The following is a 19,307-nucleotide window of genomic DNA, read 5'->3' as shown; positions in this document are numbered from 1 at the left end:
GGTGTAAAGAAATTGATCGCAAATTTTTTTACAGACACTTGGTCAGAAATTGTCTACCTGGACGATATCTGTCCAAAGAAATGAGGGAGCTTATGGATCTATCTTTAAGTTTAATTGAAGATGTGGTTCCAGAGCTACACACAACTTACCGCTTGCGGATTCGGATGCTGAGTTTGCTCTTAGCTGAGGGGCCCATGGGTCGTAAGACCATGGCCTTGCGCTTGGATCTCACGGAGAGACGGGTGCGAGCTGAGACGGATGTCTTGGACAGGCAGGGGCTTTTAGAGAAATCGGCCTCGGGCATGGTCCTGACAGATAAAGGGGAGGAAGCGATTACGCTTGCCCACCGTTTATTTAGACTCGAAACCGATATCCAAGTCCTTGAAAGAGAATTAGCTGACCTTCTAGGTATCCAGTCGGCCCTGATTGTTAATGGGGTTCTAGGCTTGGATGATGGGACGGAAGCTAAGATGGCCCAAGCCTTGTCAACTTACTTGGCTGACCATCTGGACAAGGGCCAGCAAGTGATTGCTGTGACAGGTGGATCGACCGTCCAAGCTGTGGTGCCTCATCTCTCCAACCGTCTCTTAACAGATGGCCGGGCCTTTACCGTCGTTTCGGCGCGTGGAGGTATGGGAGATGAAGCGGCTAACCAGCCCAACACCATCAGCGAAAGACTGGCTCAACTCTTGGGTGGCCAGAGTATTTCACTCTACGCTCCTGAAAGTTTGAACACAGCAACTTATCAAATGTTGCTCAAAGAGCCACAGATTAACAAAACCCTGCAACGCTTAAAGGAAGCTAATGTCTTAATCTTTAGTGTAGGGAATGCGGATATCATGGCTAAGCGACGCGACTTGGATGCCAAGGCTTGTGACTTTATTAAGTCCAAGGCAGCCATCGGTGAAGCTTTTGGTTGCTTCTTTGATAAAGAAGGTAAGATTGTTTACCGGGTACCACGGATCGGGATTCAAATTGAAGATATCCACCAAATTAAGTGGCCCATTCTCGTGGCCGGTGGCGAAGTCAAAGCAGATGTGATTACTGCCTTCGCCAAAATCGCCCCCCAACAATTAGTTTTAATTACGGATGAAGGGGCAAGTCATATGGTATTAAATGGAGCCAAGCTCTATTGATATAAAATTGTTGTATAACTGTTGTAGTTCTTACAAGGAGGAATTTACATTATGGCAAAGAAATTAGCAATTAACGGTTTTGGCCGTATTGGTCGTTTAGCTTTACGTCGTATTTTAGAAAAAGGTTCAGATTTAGAAGTAGTTGCAATCAACGACTTAACTGACAACGAAGACTTAGCTTATCTTCTAAAATATGATACTGCTCAAGGACGTTTCCCTTACAGTGTTGAAGCTAAAGAAGATGCCTTAATTGTTGATGGTAAAGAAATCAAATCCTATGAAGAAGCAGATGCTTCTAAATTACCTTGGGGTGACTTAGGAATTGACTTCGTACTTGAATGTACTGGTTTCTACACATCAGTTGATAAAGCACAAGCTCACATCGATGCTGGTGCTAAGAAAGTTTTAATTTCAGCTCCTGCTAAAGGCGACCTTAAGACTATCGTTTATGGTGTTAACCACGATATCTTAACTGCAGACGACAACATTGTATCAGCAGCTTCATGTACAACTAACTGCTTAGCTCCAATGGTTAATGTATTAAACAAAGAATTCGGTGTGAAACGTGCATTAATGTCAACAATCCACGCTTACACTGCAACTCAAAAAACTCAAGATGCTCCAGGTGGCCGTAAGAACCGTGCTGGCGCTGACAACATCATCCCAGCTTCAACTGGTGCAGCTAAAGCTGTTGGTAAAGTAATCCCTGAATTAGATGGTAAGATCGACGGGACTGCTCAACGTGTTCCTGTAATCACTGGTTCAGAAGTTGAACTTTACTCAGTTCTTGAAAAAGAAGTTACTGCTGAAGAAGTCAACGCTGCAATGAAAGCTGCTTCAAGCACTGCCTTCGACTACACTGAAGATGAAATTGTTTCATCAGACATCATTGGTTACCCATACGGTTCTGTATTCGATGCAACCCAAACTAAGATCATGGATGCAGATGGTGGCCAATTAGTGAAGACTGTTGCTTGGTATGATAACGAATATGGTTTCACCAGCAACATGATCTCTACTTTAGAACACTTTGCTAACCTATAAGAGAAATCTTTAAACTAGCGGGGAGCTTCGCGCTTCCCGTTTTTTTAAAAGTAAGTAGACAAGGATAGAAAAGGGGTTTAGCATGGCTAAAAAAACAATTGAAGATATCGATGTAAAAGGGAAAAAAGTATTAATGCGCGTGGACTTCAACGTGCCAATGGATGGATCAACCATTACCGATGATAACCGGATGGTCCAAGCTCTTCCTACAATTAAATATGTCTTAGACCACCAAGGGAAATTAATCCTCTTCTCTCACTTAGGCAAGGTTAAGACCGAAGAAGACAAGGCTTCTAAGACCCTACGTCCAGTAGCTGAACACTTGGAAGAATTACTCGGTCAAAAAGTGACTTTTGTTCCTGAAACGCGTGGTAAAGACTTAGAAGACGCCATCAATAACTTAGGAGAAGGCGAAGTTCTTCTCTTTGAAAACACCCGTTTCGAAGACATTGATGGTAAGAAGGAAAGCGGAAATGATCCTGAATTAGGCAAGTACTGGGCTTCCTTAGGCGATGTTTTCGTCAATGACGCTTTCGGTACTGCTCACCGGGCTCACGCATCTAATGTTGGGATTTCTTCTAACATTGATACCGCTGTTGCCGGCTTCTTAATGGAAAAAGAATTAAAATTCTTAGGCGACGCTGTTGAAAATCCTAAACGCCCATTCGTAGCTATCCTCGGTGGGGCTAAGGTTTCTGATAAGATCCAAGTCATCGAAACCTTACTTGACAAAGCTGATAAGGTATTGATCGGTGGCGGTATGGCCTACACCTTCCTCAAGGCAAAAGGCTATGAAGTTGGGAATTCCCTCTTAGAAGAAGATAAGGTTGACCTAGCTAAAGACTTAATGGAACGCGCTGGCGACCGTTTGGTATTACCAGTTGACGTAACCATTGCAGATGACTTCTCTAATGATGCCAATACTAAGGAAGTTGCTGCGGATGAAATTCCTGCAGGCTGGGAAGGCTTAGACTGTGGACCTAAGACCATTGAAGCCTTCAAAGAAGTGCTTAAAGATGCGAAAACAGTGGTATGGAATGGACCAATGGGCGTATTTGAAATGCCTGCCTTCGCTAAAGGGACAAACGCTGTCTGCGAAGCCATTGCCCATCTTGACGGCGCAACAACTATCGTAGGTGGTGGGGACTCTGCTTCAGCAGCCCAAAAATCTGGCTTCGGCGATAAATTCTCACACATCTCAACTGGTGGGGGCGCATCCATGAAATTCTTGGAAGGCGCTGAACTTCCAGCTGTTGCCGCTTTAGACGACAAGTAAACCTTGCCTGAGCTTATATTAGGAAGGATTTGCCAAGCCGCAACTTCCGCCCGCCAGCTTGACCAAGCTATCGCTGGAGTCGACCGGGTCCTTGGCCAGTCGGAAAGCGTCCAGCATATCCACTTCCTTCCTGCTATAGTTATCAGCCAATTTTGCCCCAGCGCGTTTCAGGCATGCGCGCTTGGTAGCCAAAACTGCTCGGTTCAAAGTGACTATGCCGAATTAGGCGAAACTACAGCCTACCAGCTTCACCAAGCAGGCGTTACGCATTGCTTAATTGGTAGCGCTAGTCGCCGCCAAGCCTTCATGGAGGATGATTCCGACTTGTCTAGGAAGATTAAGAATTGCCTAGACGTCGGTATTCGTCCCGTGCTCTGCCTAAGCCTTCCCCAGATTAGTCGGGAATGGAACATGCAGAGCGTCTGGTTGGCCCAGCAGATTTGGCAGATTTATTCAAATTTGACGGCTGAAGAACAAGGTCAAGTCTTAATTCTCTTCGAAGGGGCAGAAGGGGACGAGCTCTCGGCTCAAGCCCTGGAAAGGGTGGCCCAATTAATCCGTGATACGATCTTTGAGATTGCGGGTGAGGCCATTGCCCAGTCCCTTGAGCTTATCTACAGCATTAAGGCTTTAGAGGGGCTGAACTTGGACCTTTTAGCTCAAGGCGTCTTTGATGGAGTGTGTTCCAATGACCGGACCCTATCAGATGACGATTGGCTAGCTGTCATTAAAAATTTGCAAGCCCATTATCTTATGGTAAAATGAATTTAATTTAAAAAAGGAGCAATTAAAGCATGTCATTAATTACTGATGTTTACGCACGCGAAATCTTAGATTCACGTGGTAACCCAACCATCGAAGTTGAACTTTACACTGAATTAGGTGGCTTTGGCCGCGGTATGGTACCATCTGGTGCTTCAACTGGGGAATACGAAGCTGTTGAACTTCGCGATGGTGACAAAGACCGTTACCTCGGTAAAGGCGTTACCAAAGCTGTTGAAAATGTAAACACTACAATTGCGGAAGCCATCCTTGGTTTAGATGTACAAGACCAAATTGGGATTGACAACACTATGATCCAATTAGACGGTACACCAAACAAAGCTAAATTAGGTGCTAACGCTATCTTAGCTGTTTCTTTAGCTGCTGCACGTGCGGCTGCTGATGAATTAGGTGTTCCTCTTTACAACTACTTAGGTGGATTCAACGCTAAAGTTCTGCCAACCCCAATGATGAACATCGTTAACGGTGGTTCTCACTCTGACGCTCCAATCGCTTTCCAAGAATTCATGATCATCCCTGCTGGGGCTCCTACATTCAAGGAAGCTTTACGTTGGGGGACTGAAGTTTTCCACGCTCTTAAAGATATTCTTAAAGGCCGTGGCTTAGAAACTTCTGTTGGTGACGAAGGTGGTTTCGCGCCTCACTTCAAGGGTACTGAAGACGCTGTAGAAACAATCATCGAAGCCATCAAATCTGTTCACTTAGAACCAGGCAAAGATGTCTTCATCGGTTTTGACTGTGCATCTTCTGAATTCTACCAAGATGGCAAGTATGACTATACAACCTTCGAAGGTGAAGGTGCGGCTGTTCGTAGCGCTGCTGAACAAGTCGAATACTTAGAAGAATTAGTTAACAAATACCCAATCATTACCATCGAAGACGGGATGGATGAAGATGACTGGGAAGGTTGGAAACTCTTAACTGAACGTTTAGGTGACAAGGTTCAATTAGTAGGGGATGACCTCTTCGTAACCAATACTGAACGCTTAAGCCGTGGGATTGAAGAAGAAATCTCTAACTCTATCTTGATTAAGGTTAACCAAATCGGTACCTTAACCGAAACCTTCAACGCTATGGAAATGGCTAAACGTGCAGGCTACACTAACGTAGTTTCCCACCGTTCAGGCGAAACTGAAGATGCTTCAATCGCTGACATCGCAGTTGCCTTCAACGCTGGCCAAATTAAGACCGGTTCATTATCACGTACTGACCGTATTGCTAAATACAACCAATTACTCCGTATCGAAGATGAATTGGGCGAATTAGCTGAATACCAAGGGCTTAAAGCCTTCTACAACCTTAAAAAATAAGGTCTGAAATGCCCGTCACTCAATTAATAATTGTTCATCCACTATCCTTGTTGGCCTTTTGGCTAGCGGGATAGCGCCAGGCTCATTGGGGCCTGGCTTTTTGTTTTTTTAAATACATTATGCTGTTGAGCATCCCTTGCGCTATTGAATTTGATCGTTAAATGATAAAAGATAAAGGGCTGGGCTTCTTTTGTGAGCTTAGTCTCTAAAGGATAAGGACTTAAATATTCGCATTCTGACATAGCTCTTTTTGAAAAAAATATAAAAAAGCCCTTGACTATAAAATGAAAAGATGATTAAATAATACTAATCAAAATCTTAGAAACAAAAAGTAACAGATAGGATTCTCTTAAGCGAGCGGCTGGTGGTGGAAGGGTTGCGAGAAGCTAACTGTGAAACGTCTTGTTGAGATGGCCGGTGAAGCGAGTAATCGGACCCGCAGAAATTGCGTTAACATTAACTAAGTGAAGCTGACAAGCTAAGAATTAGAGTGGTACCGTGGAATTTTTCTGCCTCTTATCGTCTGGGACGATAGGGGGCTTTTTTCATAAGGAGCGACTGGCTTGGCTGGGCTTCTGGGTAGTTTTACTTAAAGCTACCAGTAGAGTGGTACCGTGGTCACACCGCCTCTACTGTCCTAGGACAGGGGTGGTGTTTTTTTATTTGAAAGCAAGCGTGAAGCTTAAGGAGGACACAAGATGTTACAAGGAAAAGATTTTTTAAAGATTAAAGATTTTACAAAAGAAGAGTTAAACTATTTAATTGATTTTGCAATTCACTTGAAGGGGCTGAAGCAAGCAGGTATTCCCCATAAGTACATGGAGGGGCAGAATATTTGTCTCTTGTTTGAGAAAAGCTCAACGCGGACCCGGGCTGCTTTTACGGTAGCAGGGGCTGATTTGGGAGCGACGGTTGAATTCTTGGGAGCTAAGGATATCCAGCTCGGCAAGAAAGAATCGGTTGCTGATACGGGACAAGTTCTCGGGCGGATTTTTGATGGGATTGAGTACCGGGGCTTTAGCCAGGAAATTGTGGAAGCTTTGGCTGAGGCGTCACCGGCACCGGTTTGGAATGGTTTGAGCGATGTCTCCCATCCTACCCAGATGATCGCCGATTATATGACCATCAAGGAAGTCTTTGGCACGCTCCAAGGGATTAAGTTAGTTTACTGTGGTGATGGGGCCAATAATATGGCCAATAGTCTCTTGATGGCTGGCGCTATTCTTGGGGTGGATGTAACCGTGGCTGCGCCAGAAGGGTACCAGCCGGAGCCTGCCATCTTAGCTGAAGTCCAAGACCGGGCCAAAGTATCAGGGGCTAAGATTGACGTGACGGCTGATATCAAGCAAGCTGTCCAAGGGGCCCATGTTATCTATACTGATGTTTGGATCTCAATGGGGGATGAAGCGGAGGCTGACCAACGCTTGGCTGACCTTCAAGCCTACCAGGTCAACCAAGACTTGATGGACCTGACAGAGCCCACCTGCATCTTCCTCCACTGCTTACCTGCCTTCCACGATGATCAGACCGATTTCGCTAAGGACAAGGGTGTATCCGAATTAGAGGTTACGGATGAGGTCTTCAAGAGTCCAGCCGCCTACCAGTTCCAACAGGCTGAGAACCGGATGCATTCGATTAAATCCATCATGGCGGCTACCAACGGCCACCTCTTTGTGCCTAACTTAGAGAAGGGAGGGGGTTACCATGATTAAGGTTGCGGTAATCGGAGGCAATGGTTATACGGGTCTTGAGCTCTTACGCCTCTTAGCCAAGCACCCCCAAGTTGACCTCTTCCATGTGACGTCTAGAAGCTATGCTGGGCAGGTCATCGGCCAGGCCTTTCCCCAATTAGTGGAGCTGGGGGGCTTAGCCTTTGAAAACTTAGATCTGGCCAAGCTCCAAGCTTCTGACCTCGCCTTTATCTGCCTGCCTCATGGTCATGCCAAGGCTATTGTGGGAGAAGTTGACCTTGAAAAGACCCGGATTATCGACCTGGGCGCTGACTTTCGTTTGAAAGACCCGGCGACTTATGAAGCCTACTATGGGCAAACAGCACCAGGAGGCAACTTCTTAGACCAGGCTGTTTATGGCTTAGCAGATATTTATCCTGAGGCGATTCAAAAAGCCCAACTCGTTGCTAATCCAGGCTGCTTTGTGACTTCTGTCTTGCTGGGGCTCTATCCCGCACTAAAAGCCGGCTTGGTTGACCCTCAAGAAATTATGATCTCTTCCGCCTCGGGCATTTCTGGGGCGGGACGGAATGAATCCCTAGATAATCTCTACGCGGAAATGACGGAAAACTTTAAGGCTTATAAGCCCTTGACCCACCGCCATGTTCCGGAAATGGAAGCCGAACTGGGTCGTTTCGCTAAAGAAGCAGTCAAAGTTCAATTTGTGCCCCACTTGCTCCCCATTGCCCGGGGCATCCAATCCACTATTTATACTAAATTGACAGGTACTGAGGATTTGACAGCCATCCACCAGCACTACCAAGCCGCCTACCAGGGCTCAGATTATGTCCAAGTCTTGCCTTTAGGGAGCTTGCCTCAAGTCAAGCAAGTGCGGGGGACCAACCGCTGTCAGATTGGTCTGGCGGCTGATGCGGACACGGGTCACTTAATTATTTTCTCAGTGATCGATAATTTGATGAAGGGCGCCAGTGGCCAGGCGGTTCAGAATATGAACCTACTATTCAATTGGCCTGCCAACTTGGGCTTGGACCAGCTGACGGTTTGGCCCTAAAGGAGGAGAGTTATGACAAAAGAATGTGATGCAAGAGTGCTGGTCTTACTTGAGGCCCTGCCTTATGTTCACCAATTCCACCAAAAAATTGTTCTCATTAAATTTGGTGGCCATGCCATGGTCGATGAAGAGGCCAAGCTAGCCTTTGCCCAGGATATCGTCCTCATGCAGGCGGTGGGGATCCTGCCGGTAGTGGTCCACGGGGGTGGGCCTTTCATTGGCAAGATTCTGGAGCGAATGGGGATCCAGTCACGTTTTGAACAGGGGATCCGGATAACGGACAAGGAGACTTTGGAAGTGGTGGAAATGGTCCTCGATGGCCAAGTGAATGGCGACGTGGTCAAACGGATTAACCAGATGGGCGGGCGTGCTCTCGGTTTATCGGGCAAGGATGCCAAGCTGATTCAAGCCGGTCCCCTTGCCCTAACTAATGATGAGGGGGAAGCTCTTGACCTGGGCTATGTCGGCCAGGTGCAAGGGATTAATGCCGACCTGGTCTCAGAAGTTATCCAAGCAGACTATGTGCCGGTCATTTCCTCTGTTGGGGTGGGCAAGGACGGCCAGGTCTACAACATCAATGCAGACACAGTGGCCAGCCAGCTAGCCCAAGCCCTAGGAGCTGTTAAGCTGGTGCTCTTAACGGATGTCAAGGGCGTTTACCGCGACCCCGAAGATCCCGAGAGCTTAATTTCGACTCTGAGCGTTGACGAGTTCCTTCAGCTTAAGGAGGAAGGCATTCTCACTGGAGGTATGTTGCCTAAGATTGAGGCTGCCCTTGCAGCTATCCATGCTGGGGTCGACCGAGTCCACCTGATCTCTGGGAGAGAACCCCATGCCTTATTAGAAGAATTGTTTTTTGATGCTGGTATTGGCACCATGATTGAATAGGAGGAGCGCTATGAGAGATGTATTAGACCAGGGACTCGCCAGTATTCCCGGCTTGGAAACTTGTGGGGCCCATCTCGGTTTTAAATATAAGAAGAAAGATATGGGGCTGATTTACTTCCCTGATGGGGCGGAAGTAGCGGGCGTCTTCACTCAAAATCCTGTCCAAGCCCATCCGGTTCATTTTTGCCAGGACCAATTGGAAGGATCGAATCGCTTCAAGCTAATCGCGGTCAATAGCGGCAATGCCAATGCCTGCAATGGTTCGGCTGGCTGGGAAGCCTTAAAAGCTTGCCAGACCTGCTTGTGTGAGAGCTTAAAGATTGGAGAAGATGAGTTTCTGATGGCTTCAACAGGGGTAATTGGGGAAGCCTTTGATGTGAGTCCCTTGGTCTCTGCTTGCGACAGTCTATGTGGTCAACTCGGGGCGGCTTCTTCCGATGATTTTGCCCAGGCTATTCTAACGACGGATACCTGTACCAAGCAAGTGGCCTACCAGTTCGATCATTATCGGATTGCAGGGGTGGCTAAGGGCTCGGGGATGATCCACCCCAATATGGGAACCATGCTGGCCTTTATCGCAACGGATGCTGATCTTAGCCAGGCCCAGCTCGGCAAGGTCCTCCACCAGGTGACCCAGACGACTTTCAACCGGATTACGGTGGACGGGGACACATCGACCAATGATTCGGCTTTCTTAGCCGCTACTGGTCAGGCAGGTCCGACTGACGTCGACCAATTCGCCCAAGACTTAGAAGTGGTTATGCGCGACTTGGCCCAGATGATTGTACGCGATGGGGAAGGGGCGACCAAGTTTGTCACGGTAGCCGTTGAAGGTGCCCAAGCCGAGGACCAAGCCGTGTCTGTAGCCAAATCGGTAGCCACGTCCAACTTGGTTAAGACAGCCATCTACGGCGAGGATGCTAATTGGGGCCGGGTCTTAGCCGCAGCTGGCTATGCAGAAGGCCTGCCCATTGATCCGGACCGCCTGACTATTTCCTTTGAATCAGCAGGGGGCACGATCACTCCCTACCAAGCTGGCCAGGCGCAAGGTATGGATGAAGACCTAGCTGGGCAGATCCTCCATGAAGAAGAGATCCAGATTCACTTAAGTCTTGGTTTAGGCCAGGCTCAGGCCAGGGTTTGGACCTGTGATTTCTCTCATGATTACATTAAGATTAATGCGGAATACCGCAGCTAGAAAGGATGGTTGGATGACGAGTCAAGCCGAATGGAGCCAACGCGGTCAAGATATCTTATTGAATTTATTTAACCGGGGGGACCGGGTTATGGTGAAAGGGGAAGGGTCCTATCTCTTTGATGCGGACGGTAAGGCCTATCTAGACTTTATGTCCGGCATTGCGGTTAACGCCCTAGGTCACGGCCATCCCGCTCTCGTTCAGACCATGGCTGACCAAGGTCAACTCGGCATGCACTTCTCGAATTATTACTGGAACACGCCCGCCATCGAACTTGCAGAAAAGCTCGCGGAAAAGACGGGCTTGGGCCAGGCCTTCTTCTGTAATTCGGGGACCGAAGCTAATGAAGCGGCGATCAAGTTAGCTCGCAAGTGGGGCCGTCAGCATAAGGGCGAAGCTGCTATCCAGATCATTAGCTGCCAGCAATCCTTCCACGGCCGGACCATGGGCTCGCTTGCAGCAACCGGTCAGGCGAGCTTGCAGGCGCCTTTTGCACCCATGCTCGAAGGTTTCTCCTATGTTCCCTATAATGATTGCCAGGCCCTCAAGCAAGCGGTGACCAAGGAGACCTGTGCCATCATTGTAGAAGTGATCCAAGGGGAGGGTGGGGTCCATCCGATGACTCAAGCTTATGCCCAGACCCTAAAGGACCTCCAAGCGGAAGCTGACCTTCTGCTCATTATTGATGAAGTACAGACAGGGGTCGGACGGACCGGTCATTTCTTAGCCAGTCAAGGCTATGGCTTGCAGGCGGATATGCTGACCTTGGCCAAGGGACTAGCGGGCGGTTTTCCGATTGGCGCCTTGCTGGCGGGAGAAAAGATCCAAGCCAGTGTCCAACCAGGCGACCATGGGAGCACCTTTGGGGGGAATCCTTTAGCCTGCGCCTTAGCCAACACCGTCCTCGATGTTTTGGACCAGGACCAACTTTTGGCTAATGTCCAGGAACGGTCTAAGCAATTACAGGAAGGCCTAAATAGTATTCGTCAAGAAGTCGGTGGGATTGTTGATGTCCGGGGCCAGGGACTCCTGCTAGGCGTTGAGCTCGGCTTGCCAGTCACAGATCTTTGCCAGGCCTGCTATGGAGCGGGACTCCTCTTAGTGAGTGCTAAAGGCAATGTGGTCCGCTTCCTGCCCTCCTTGAATGTTTCTCAGGTAGACTGCGACCGGGCTTTGGCCATTTTTGCTCAAGTCTTAGGGGAGCTCCAGCCTGCTTAATTTTTTTGTCTGACTAGGCCGCTAGATCTGACTAGAAAGCATTGTTTGCTAGACCAAGTTATGGTAGAATATAGATTGTATAATTTTATTTATGAGATGAGGGGATGTATTGTACGATATTTTACTAACAGCAATGATTGTCATTGCGATTCTATTAATATTAGTCGTTATTGTGCAACCATCAAAGAATAATCCGAGCAATCTAACGAGTTCTGATGCCTCTGTCGGTAAACGTAAAAAGGCCCGCGGTTTTGAAGCGGCCATGAACCGTTTTACCGTTGTACTTGGTTTTGTTTTTATGGTAATTGCATTATTAATTGCTAAAATTTCATCATAAGATTGACAAGAGCCAGGTTCAGCCTGGTTTTTCTTTTGCATTGGAATCCTCGCGTGTGTTCCATATTAGAATTTAGATAAGACCTCGTCTCGATGCTTTACAAACATTCATCGATAATTGCAATTAAATTAAAAATATAGAAGCATTCTTTTTTCCTGAAGGCTATGGGTTGTTTTCCCTAGGCAGTCTTCGGTAAAATGAAAGTAAGTGAAAGATCTTGAGGAGGGGTATTGTGAAATTACCTGGACCATTCTATTTTAAAGCTGGTCCCCGTGCGGTTCTCTTACTGCACGCTTATACTGGGACGGCTAATGACCAACGGATGCTCGGTCGCCGACTCAACCGGGAGAATTATACGGTGATGGGGCCTAACTTTACGGGGCATGCGACCACTGAGGTATTGCCGCTCGTTGAAACACCGGCCAGTCAATGGGTTGAAGATGGCCGGCAAGCATTGGCTCAACTGCGTGCAGACGGCTACGAAGAGATTGCTGTCTTCGGCCTGTCCCTAGGAAGCAGTATTGCCAGCCGCTTGCTGTTGGATGACTATGAACTTTTGGGCGGCGGCGTCTTTAGCTCCCCCTTGATGCTCGATTCGATCAGCAAAAGTCAAGTACCCCAAGCCTTCATGACCTATGCGAAGAAGTTATGGAAGCAGCTTGGATATAGCCAAGAAGAGATTGGTGCTGGGCTCCAAGCACTCCGGCCTAAGTTAGACCAGCGCCTAGCAGATATCGATCAGATGAACGCTCAGATTTGCCAGGACCTTGGGACTTTGAACAAGCCTTTCTTTATCGCCCAGGGCGAACAGGATGAATTAATCGACGGGACGGCTGGAAGCCAGCTCAAAACCTATATGGAAGACCTGGGTAAGACGGTTGACTTCGTTTCTTATCCAGATGCGGGGCATGTCCTCACTGTTGGCAGTAACCATAAACATTTAGAAGACGATGTCCTTGATTTCTTAGAAGGACTAGATTGGAAAGATAAGTCATGAATAAAGAACAAGTAAAAGACGAACTTTTACAAGCCATAAAGGCTAGTGACCAGGGGCAGACTGCTTCGGCTTACAGCAAGCTTTTAGGCTATGATGCGGCAAAGGACTTTACAGACTTTGTCAACCTGGTAGCGGAATTGGAGCGCCAGCACGAGATTGTGATTCTTGAAGACGGGACTTTAGGTCTCAGCCAGGACTATGACCAGCTGACTGGCCGGCTCTCAGTGAACAAGAAGGGCTTCGGCTTTGTGAGTGTGGAGAATATGGAACGCGATATTTTTATCCCTGCCAAGGACCTCAATGGGGGGATGAACGGGGATACGGTCCAAGTTGAGATCACCCAGGAAGCCAAGGAATGGGAAGATAAGTCGGCCGAGGGTAAGATTAACCAGGTCTTGGAGCGGTCCAACCAACAAGTCGTTGGGGAATTCTATCCCTTCTCCGATGACGACCAGAAGAAATACCAAGCTATCGGTTATATCAAGCCGCTCAACCATTCTTTAGGGCAAATGACCTGTCTGGTGACGGACCAAGGCCTCAAGCCTGTTGAAGGGGAGATTGTCCGGGCAGAAATTGTCGCTTATCCAACAGCCAAACTGGCGATGACCTGCCGGGTTCTAGTTAAGGAAACGGTGGGGCATAAGGATGCACCGGGAACCGATATTCTGGCGGTTCTTGCTATGTTTAACATTCCCCATGAATTCCCAGAAGAGGTCATGGCGCAAGCTGAGGCTGTCTCCGAAACCATCAGTTCCGAAGATCTAAAGGGACGGATGGACTTGAGGGACCAGCTCACCATCACCATCGATGGGGCCGATGCCAAGGATCTGGACGATGCCATTTCCCTGAAGACTTTAGCGGATGGTGGCTATGAGCTGGGGGTTCATATTGCGGACGTTTCCTACTATGTTAAGGAAAACTCTGCGATCGACCAGGAAGCCTTCGACCGGGGGACCTCTGTCTATCTGACTGACCGGGTGGTTCCCATGCTGCCCCAACGCTTGTCGAATGGGATCTGTTCCCTCCAAGAAGGGGTGGACCGCCTGGCCATGTCCTGCTTGATGACCCTGTCCAAGACGGGTCAAGTGACGGACTATCAGATTGGACCGAGTGTCATTCAATCCGACCACCGCATGACCTATTCCGATGTCAATGCCATCCTCTCTGGTCAGGACCAAGACTTGCGTGGGCAATATCAAGATATTGTGCCCATGTTAGAAGGGATGGCAGACCTTCACCATATCTTAGAGGCCAAGCGTAAGCACCGGGGCGCCATTGATTTTGACACATCGGAAGCCAAGATCATTGTGGACGAGACAGGCTTCCCAGTGGATATCCAGCTCCGTGAGCGTGGTTTGGGTGAGCGGATGATTGAATCCTTCATGCTGGCCGCCAATGAGACGGTTGCTAGACACTACACCCTTGCTAAGAAAGACTTTATCTACCGGGTCCATGAACATCCCGATATGGACCGGATGCAGAACTTCCTCCAATTCGTGACAGCCATGGGGGTTAAGGTCAAGGGGACTTCTTCAGACATCAAGCCCAAGGAATTGCAGCAGATCCTCAAGAAGATCGAGGGCGAATCCTATGAGCCCGTCGTTAAGATGATGATGCTCCGGTCTATGCAGCAGGCCCACTATGATACCGAAGCCCTGGGTCACTTTGGCCTAGCAGCGGAAGACTATACCCACTTCACCTCGCCTATCCGCCGCTATCCAGACTTGATTGTCCACCGGCTTATCCGCCAGTATGCTAACCATGAAAGCAATACGTCGCCCCAGAAAAATTTGGGTGATATTGCCGAGCAATCTTCCAAGCGGGAACGGCGCAGTGTCGATGCTGAGCGGGAAGTGGATAGCCTGAAGAAGACCGAATTTATGTTGGACAAGGTGGGCGAGACCTTCCCAGCCATTATCAGTTCGGTTACAAACTTTGGCCTCTTTGTCCAATTGGAGAATACCATTGAGGGCATGATCCATGTTTCTAGTCTGAAAGATGACTACTATAACTTTATTGAAAGTCACTTGGTCCTGATCGGTGAACGGACGGGACGGACCTTCAAGATTGGCGATCCGATTGAAGTGAAACTGATCAATGCGGACGTGGACTCCCGGCAATTGGACTTCCGCTTGCTGGAAGAAGAGGCTGAGTCCAAGCAAGATAAAGACCAGCAAGCTGGTCAGTCTAAGCCTAAGAAGAAAGGTAAGGGTAAGCACCACAAGGCCAAGCCTAAAGACTTCAAGTCCCCTAGGAAGGATAAGAAGGGCCATCCTAAGAAGAAACATGGAAAAGGCAAGAAAGGCAAAAAGTCTTCCCAGCATAAGCACAAAGGCCAGGGAGACTTTAAGATTCGTAAACGTCACAAGTAAAGGAGCTATCAAATGGCTAAAGCAAAAGATAACAGTCATGTGGTGGCCCGAAATCGCAAGGCCAACCACGATTTCACCATTGAAGATACTATTGAATGCGGCATTGTCCTGACGGGGACGGAGATTAAGTCCGTCCGCCAGTCCAAGGTTAACCTAAAGGATGCCTTTGCCCGGATCGAACGAGGGGAGGTCTGGCTCTACCAATGCCATATCAGCCCCTATGAGCAGGGCAACCGTTACAACCCCGACCCCATGCGCCGGCGCAAACTGCTCTTGAAGAAGCGGGAAATCGCCAAGTTAGAAAAGGCGACGGAAAGAGACGGCTACACCTTAGTCGCCCTCAAAATGTATATCAAGCGGGGCTTTGCTAAGGTCCTTATCGGCACAGCCAAAGGGAAGAAACGCTACGACAAACGCCAGAGCCTCAAGGAACGCGATATGAAGCGTGACATCCAACGGGCCCTCAAGGTGCGCTAGACTTTTATCCAGAAAGGGCATATCTGCCGGACTACCATTTCGAAATATATTTTCAAGCTGGGCCGAGCCCGGCTTTTCTTTTTGGAAAGGCGATTTTATGTCCTCTAATCCTTAATATTAGCTTGACGACCAATAAAAAACTTTATACCGATTCAAAAAGTGGAGCGGATGCTGGCTAATACAATTCGCTAAAGAATATTTTCTAGCAGAAAACAAAAAGCATGCTATAATGAATAGAAGATGTAAGTGTTTTCTTACAAATATGTTTGAAGGGATTAAGCGTATGGATACAAAAGCCTCCTATACACATGACCGTTACTTGCAATTACTGGCCCAAAAATTTCCTAACCAGGCTGCTGCAACAACTGAAATCATCAACTTGGAAGCCATTATGGAGCTACCCAAGGGCACGGAACATTTCATGAGCGACCTCCATGGGGAATTCAATGCCTTCAACCATGTCTTACGTAACGGCTCAGGGAATATTAAAGAAAAGATTTCTGAAGTTTTTGGTTCCTTGCTCAGCCAGGAACAGCGTAATGAATTGGCGACGATTATTTATTATCCTGAAGAGATGTTGGCCCACCTCCTCCCTCAATTCACTAGCGAGCGGGAAGTGGTTGATTTCTACTATACGATTATTTCCCGTTTGGTCAAATTAGCCCAGTTTGTGGTGTCTAAGTACACCCGGTCTAAGGTGCGCAAGGCTATGGCCAAGGATATGGCCTATATTATGGAAGAGCTGATTTTTAAGGATTCCGTTGTGACCAATAAGGAATACTATTACCATAATATTGTAGAGAATATCATTGAATTGAATGAGGCTGACCTCTTAGTGGTACGTTTGTCGGAGTTAATCCGTGAATTAGTCGTGGACCATCTCCATATTCTTGGGGACATCTACGACCGGGGCGACAGCCCAGACAAGATTATTGACCTCTTGATGGAGAAAAAATCTTTAGACATCCAGTGGGGGAACCACGATGTGATCTGGATGGGGGCCGCCAGTGGGTCCCGGGTCCTGATTGCCAATGTCATCCGCATCTGCGCCCGCTATGATAACTTGAATATTATTGAGGACGCTTACGGGATTTCGCTTCGCCAATTGGTTTCCTTTGTGGACGCAACCTATTCGGATGACGACTTAGGGATTTTTATGCCTAAATTAGACCCAGATATTGACCACTTCCCAGCTGAAATCGTCCAGATTGCCAAGATGCAACAAGCCATGGCCATTATCCAGTTCAAGTTGGAAGCAGCCATTATTAAGCGTCATCCTGAATTTAACTGTGACAACCGCTTGCTCTTAGATAAGATTGATTTTGACAAGGGGCAGGTCTTCGTCGACGGGAACTGGCACCGCTTGCTTAATACCCATTTCCCCACTGTCGATCCCGAAGACCCCTACCGGCTGACGGAAGATGAAGAGATGATTATGGACCGGCTCCAGGAAGCCTTTCTCAATTGCGACCGTCTCCATAAGCATATTGCCTTCCTATATCGCAAGGGGGGGATCTACAAGTGCTACAACGATAACTTGCTCTTCCACGGTTGCATTCCTTTTAATGAAGACCATTCCTTTAAGGAGCTGGAAATCGATGGCAAGTCTTATGGGGGACGCACACTTATGGATAAGTTCGATAAGCAGTTGCGCCTGATGTATAGCTTCCGCCAGGCTGATGAAAGCAAGAATCCCTACCTGGACTATTGTTGGTATCTCTGGCAGGGCGAAGCCTCTTCGCTCTTTGGCAAGAAGCAGATGCGCACTTTTGAACGCTACTATGTCAAGGACAAGGACACCCATGAAGAATATAAAAATACCTACTACAGCTGGCGTGAAGAGGAAGCGTGTGTGGATACCATCCTCGAAGAATTCAACCTGCCCGTGGAATGTGGCCATGTGATCAATGGGCATACCCCCGTCAAGGAAATCAAGGGTGAAGATCCTATCAAGGCTAATGGAAAGCTCCTGGTCATTGATGGGGGCTTCTCCAAGGCCTACCAATCCACAACGGGACTTGCGGGTTACACCCTGCTCTTTAACTCCTTTGGTATGCAATTGGTCTGCCACCAAGCTTTCAAGGGAGTCGAAGACGTGGTCATGAACGGAACAGATATTATTTCCACCCGGCGCGTGGTCGATAAGGAGTTGGAACGTAAGACAGTGGGGCAGACGGATGTCGGCCAAGCATTAAAAACCAATGTCCAAGACCTTAAAGATTTACTTTGCGCCTTCCGTTCTGGTAAGATAGCAGAGAAGGAAGTTAACAATTAATAAGGGAGAGATTGAAGCGATGTCCAAAGGTGTCAGCATTTACTTTATGCGCCACGGCCAAACTTATTTGAACAAGTACAACCGCATGCAGGGTTGGTGTGATGCCCCCTTAACGGATCAGGGGATCCGGGACGCCATGCGCAGTGGCCGGGGCCTAGCGGAGATTGAATTTTCCGCTGTTTATACCAGTGACCTGCAGCGGACGGTTAAGACAGCTGAATTAGTCTTGGATCAGAATAAGCAGGGCCAGGGCCTAGAAATTCAAAAGCGCCCCGAATTCCGCGAACAGTTCTTTGGCAGCTTCGAAGGCCTGGATGCTAAGGAGATCTGGGACGGCGTGAGTCGGCATGTCCACCAAGACTTGAGCCGGGGCTATGAAGGTTTGACTTCTCCCGATGCAGTTAAAGTTGAAATGGACGCCTTCCATGAATTGGACCCTAGCCATGATGCCGAGGACTTTATGACCTTCTGGCTGCGGGTGGAATTGGGCTTGATCGATGTCATTACCAAGCACCGGGAGACCGACCAAAATATCCTCATTGTTTCTCACGGCATTACCATCCGCAATATGATCCATGAACTCATTCCCGATTTTGAGATCGACCAGATGTTAGACAATGCCAGTGTCAGCATCCTCCGCTACCAGGATGGTTTCTACCATCTGGAAGCTTACAACCAGACCAAACATTTTGCAGACCTCACTGAAGATTAAGTTGCTGCGATCTGCCCTGGTGACTGGTCTAAGTAAAAACTTCAAAAAATAAAAGCAGGCTCTCTTACAAAAGGAGGGCCTGCTTTGGGCTCGACAGGGTATGAGACTTGCACTGAGCCTTAGTATTTGTTATAATTATCTTTGCATCATATTCGGGGATGTTCCGGAATTCGACAGGCATGCCCCGATGTATGACTACATTCCGAAGCGACGCCTTCGTAAAAACGTCAAACAGTTTAAATATAACTGACAAACAAGAAAATCAAACTTTAGCATTCGCTGCCTAGCAGCATGCTAAGATCCGCCTAGTATCGCCCATGTATTAGTTCCGGGTCCTATTGAAGTGGGATACGCTCTAACTTTCCACCTGGAAGTTAGAGAAGAGACTGACCAGGTTCGCTAACCAGATCGGTTCGTCATAAGACCCCTGGGGCGCTAAATTGAATCTTATGACTATGAGTGTAAACGTCATATAATCGGAATGTCTGGACAGGGGTTCGACTCCCCTCATCTCCATTGAAGGGGTTTGAATGCTTTAAAAATA

At 47.9% G+C, this 19,307-nt stretch carries 16 protein-coding genes and 1 other RNA gene; all 17 read left to right on the top strand.

Annotated elements, in window-relative coordinates; all coding sequences use genetic code 11:
- Window positions 1-92 precede the first annotated feature (92 nt).
- Complete coding sequence (locus tag QP860_RS00515) at window positions 93-1,136, top strand: sugar-binding transcriptional regulator (RefSeq protein WP_070619725.1); 1,044 nt, start codon at window positions 93-95, stop codon at window positions 1,134-1,136.
- Window positions 1,137-1,187: 51 nt separating this feature from the next.
- Window positions 1,188-2,180, top strand: a complete 993-nt coding sequence (gene gap, locus QP860_RS00510) for a type I glyceraldehyde-3-phosphate dehydrogenase (protein ID WP_067976407.1) — start codon at window positions 1,188-1,190, stop codon at window positions 2,178-2,180.
- Between the two features lie 82 nt (window positions 2,181-2,262).
- The gene (locus QP860_RS00505; RefSeq protein WP_070619722.1) at window positions 2,263-3,456 is read left to right on the top strand and encodes a phosphoglycerate kinase; all 1,194 of its coding nucleotides are present in this window, start codon (window positions 2,263-2,265) and stop codon (window positions 3,454-3,456) included.
- 3 nt (window positions 3,457-3,459) lie between these two features.
- Window positions 3,460-4,221 (top strand): triose-phosphate isomerase, encoded by a 762-nt coding sequence (locus tag QP860_RS00500; protein WP_070619719.1) that lies wholly within the window; start codon window positions 3,460-3,462, stop codon window positions 4,219-4,221.
- A 29-nt stretch (window positions 4,222-4,250) separates the two neighbouring features.
- Window positions 4,251-5,549: a phosphopyruvate hydratase gene (eno, locus tag QP860_RS00495; protein ID WP_070619716.1), complete on the top strand. Its 1,299-nt coding sequence runs from the start codon at window positions 4,251-4,253 to the stop codon at window positions 5,547-5,549.
- Window positions 5,550-6,247: 698 nt separating this feature from the next.
- Window positions 6,248-7,261: an ornithine carbamoyltransferase gene (gene argF, locus QP860_RS00490; RefSeq protein ID WP_070619713.1), complete on the top strand. Its 1,014-nt coding sequence runs from the start codon at window positions 6,248-6,250 to the stop codon at window positions 7,259-7,261.
- Complete coding sequence (argC, locus tag QP860_RS00485) at window positions 7,254-8,291, top strand: N-acetyl-gamma-glutamyl-phosphate reductase (RefSeq protein WP_284912019.1); 1,038 nt, start codon at window positions 7,254-7,256, stop codon at window positions 8,289-8,291. Before argF ends, argC begins: the two co-directional genes overlap by 8 nt.
- 12 nt (window positions 8,292-8,303) lie before the next feature.
- Window positions 8,304-9,179 (top strand): acetylglutamate kinase, encoded by an 876-nt coding sequence (gene argB / locus QP860_RS00480; protein WP_070619707.1) that lies wholly within the window; start codon window positions 8,304-8,306, stop codon window positions 9,177-9,179.
- Window positions 9,180-9,189: 10 nt separating this feature from the next.
- On the top strand, window positions 9,190-10,377 hold the full coding sequence (gene argJ, locus QP860_RS00475) for a bifunctional glutamate N-acetyltransferase/amino-acid acetyltransferase ArgJ (protein WP_070619703.1): 1,188 nt from the start codon (window positions 9,190-9,192) through the stop codon (window positions 10,375-10,377).
- Between the two features lie 13 nt (window positions 10,378-10,390).
- Window positions 10,391-11,593 (top strand): aspartate aminotransferase family protein, encoded by a 1,203-nt coding sequence (locus tag QP860_RS00470; RefSeq protein ID WP_070619700.1) that lies wholly within the window; start codon window positions 10,391-10,393, stop codon window positions 11,591-11,593.
- A 109-nt stretch (window positions 11,594-11,702) separates the two neighbouring features.
- Complete coding sequence (gene secG, locus QP860_RS00465; RefSeq protein WP_067976391.1) at window positions 11,703-11,930, top strand: preprotein translocase subunit SecG; 228 nt, start codon at window positions 11,703-11,705, stop codon at window positions 11,928-11,930.
- A gap of 232 nt (window positions 11,931-12,162) precedes the next feature.
- Entirely contained in the window at window positions 12,163-12,927 is a 765-nt protein-coding gene (locus QP860_RS00460) for an alpha/beta hydrolase (protein WP_143236740.1), read from the top strand.
- Window positions 12,924-15,299 carry a ribonuclease R gene (gene rnr / locus QP860_RS00455; protein WP_284912018.1) on the top strand — a complete coding sequence of 792 codons (2,376 nt, stop codon included), beginning with the start codon at window positions 12,924-12,926 and terminating at the stop codon, window positions 15,297-15,299. Before QP860_RS00460 ends, rnr begins: the two co-directional genes overlap by 4 nt.
- A gap of 12 nt (window positions 15,300-15,311) precedes the next feature.
- Entirely contained in the window at window positions 15,312-15,776 is a 465-nt protein-coding gene (gene smpB / locus QP860_RS00450; RefSeq protein WP_070619695.1) for an SsrA-binding protein SmpB, read from the top strand.
- A gap of 283 nt (window positions 15,777-16,059) precedes the next feature.
- Window positions 16,060-18,051 (top strand): fructose-bisphosphatase class III, encoded by a 1,992-nt coding sequence (locus QP860_RS00445; RefSeq protein ID WP_070619795.1) that lies wholly within the window; start codon window positions 16,060-16,062, stop codon window positions 18,049-18,051.
- A 19-nt stretch (window positions 18,052-18,070) separates the two neighbouring features.
- Window positions 18,071-18,763: a histidine phosphatase family protein gene (locus QP860_RS00440; protein WP_070619692.1), complete on the top strand. Its 693-nt coding sequence runs from the start codon at window positions 18,071-18,073 to the stop codon at window positions 18,761-18,763.
- Window positions 18,764-18,917: 154 nt separating this feature from the next.
- Window positions 18,918-19,282: a transfer-messenger RNA gene (gene ssrA, locus QP860_RS00435) on the top strand.
- Window positions 19,283-19,307: the final 25 nt, after the last annotated feature.

Origin of the sequence: Aerococcus sp. UMB1112A (assembly GCF_030230715.1) — a bacterium.
Classification (GTDB): Bacteria; Bacillota; Bacilli; order Lactobacillales; family Aerococcaceae; genus Aerococcus.
Note: the sequence above shows the minus strand (reverse complement) of the source record. Positions and strands in the feature narration are given on the sequence as shown.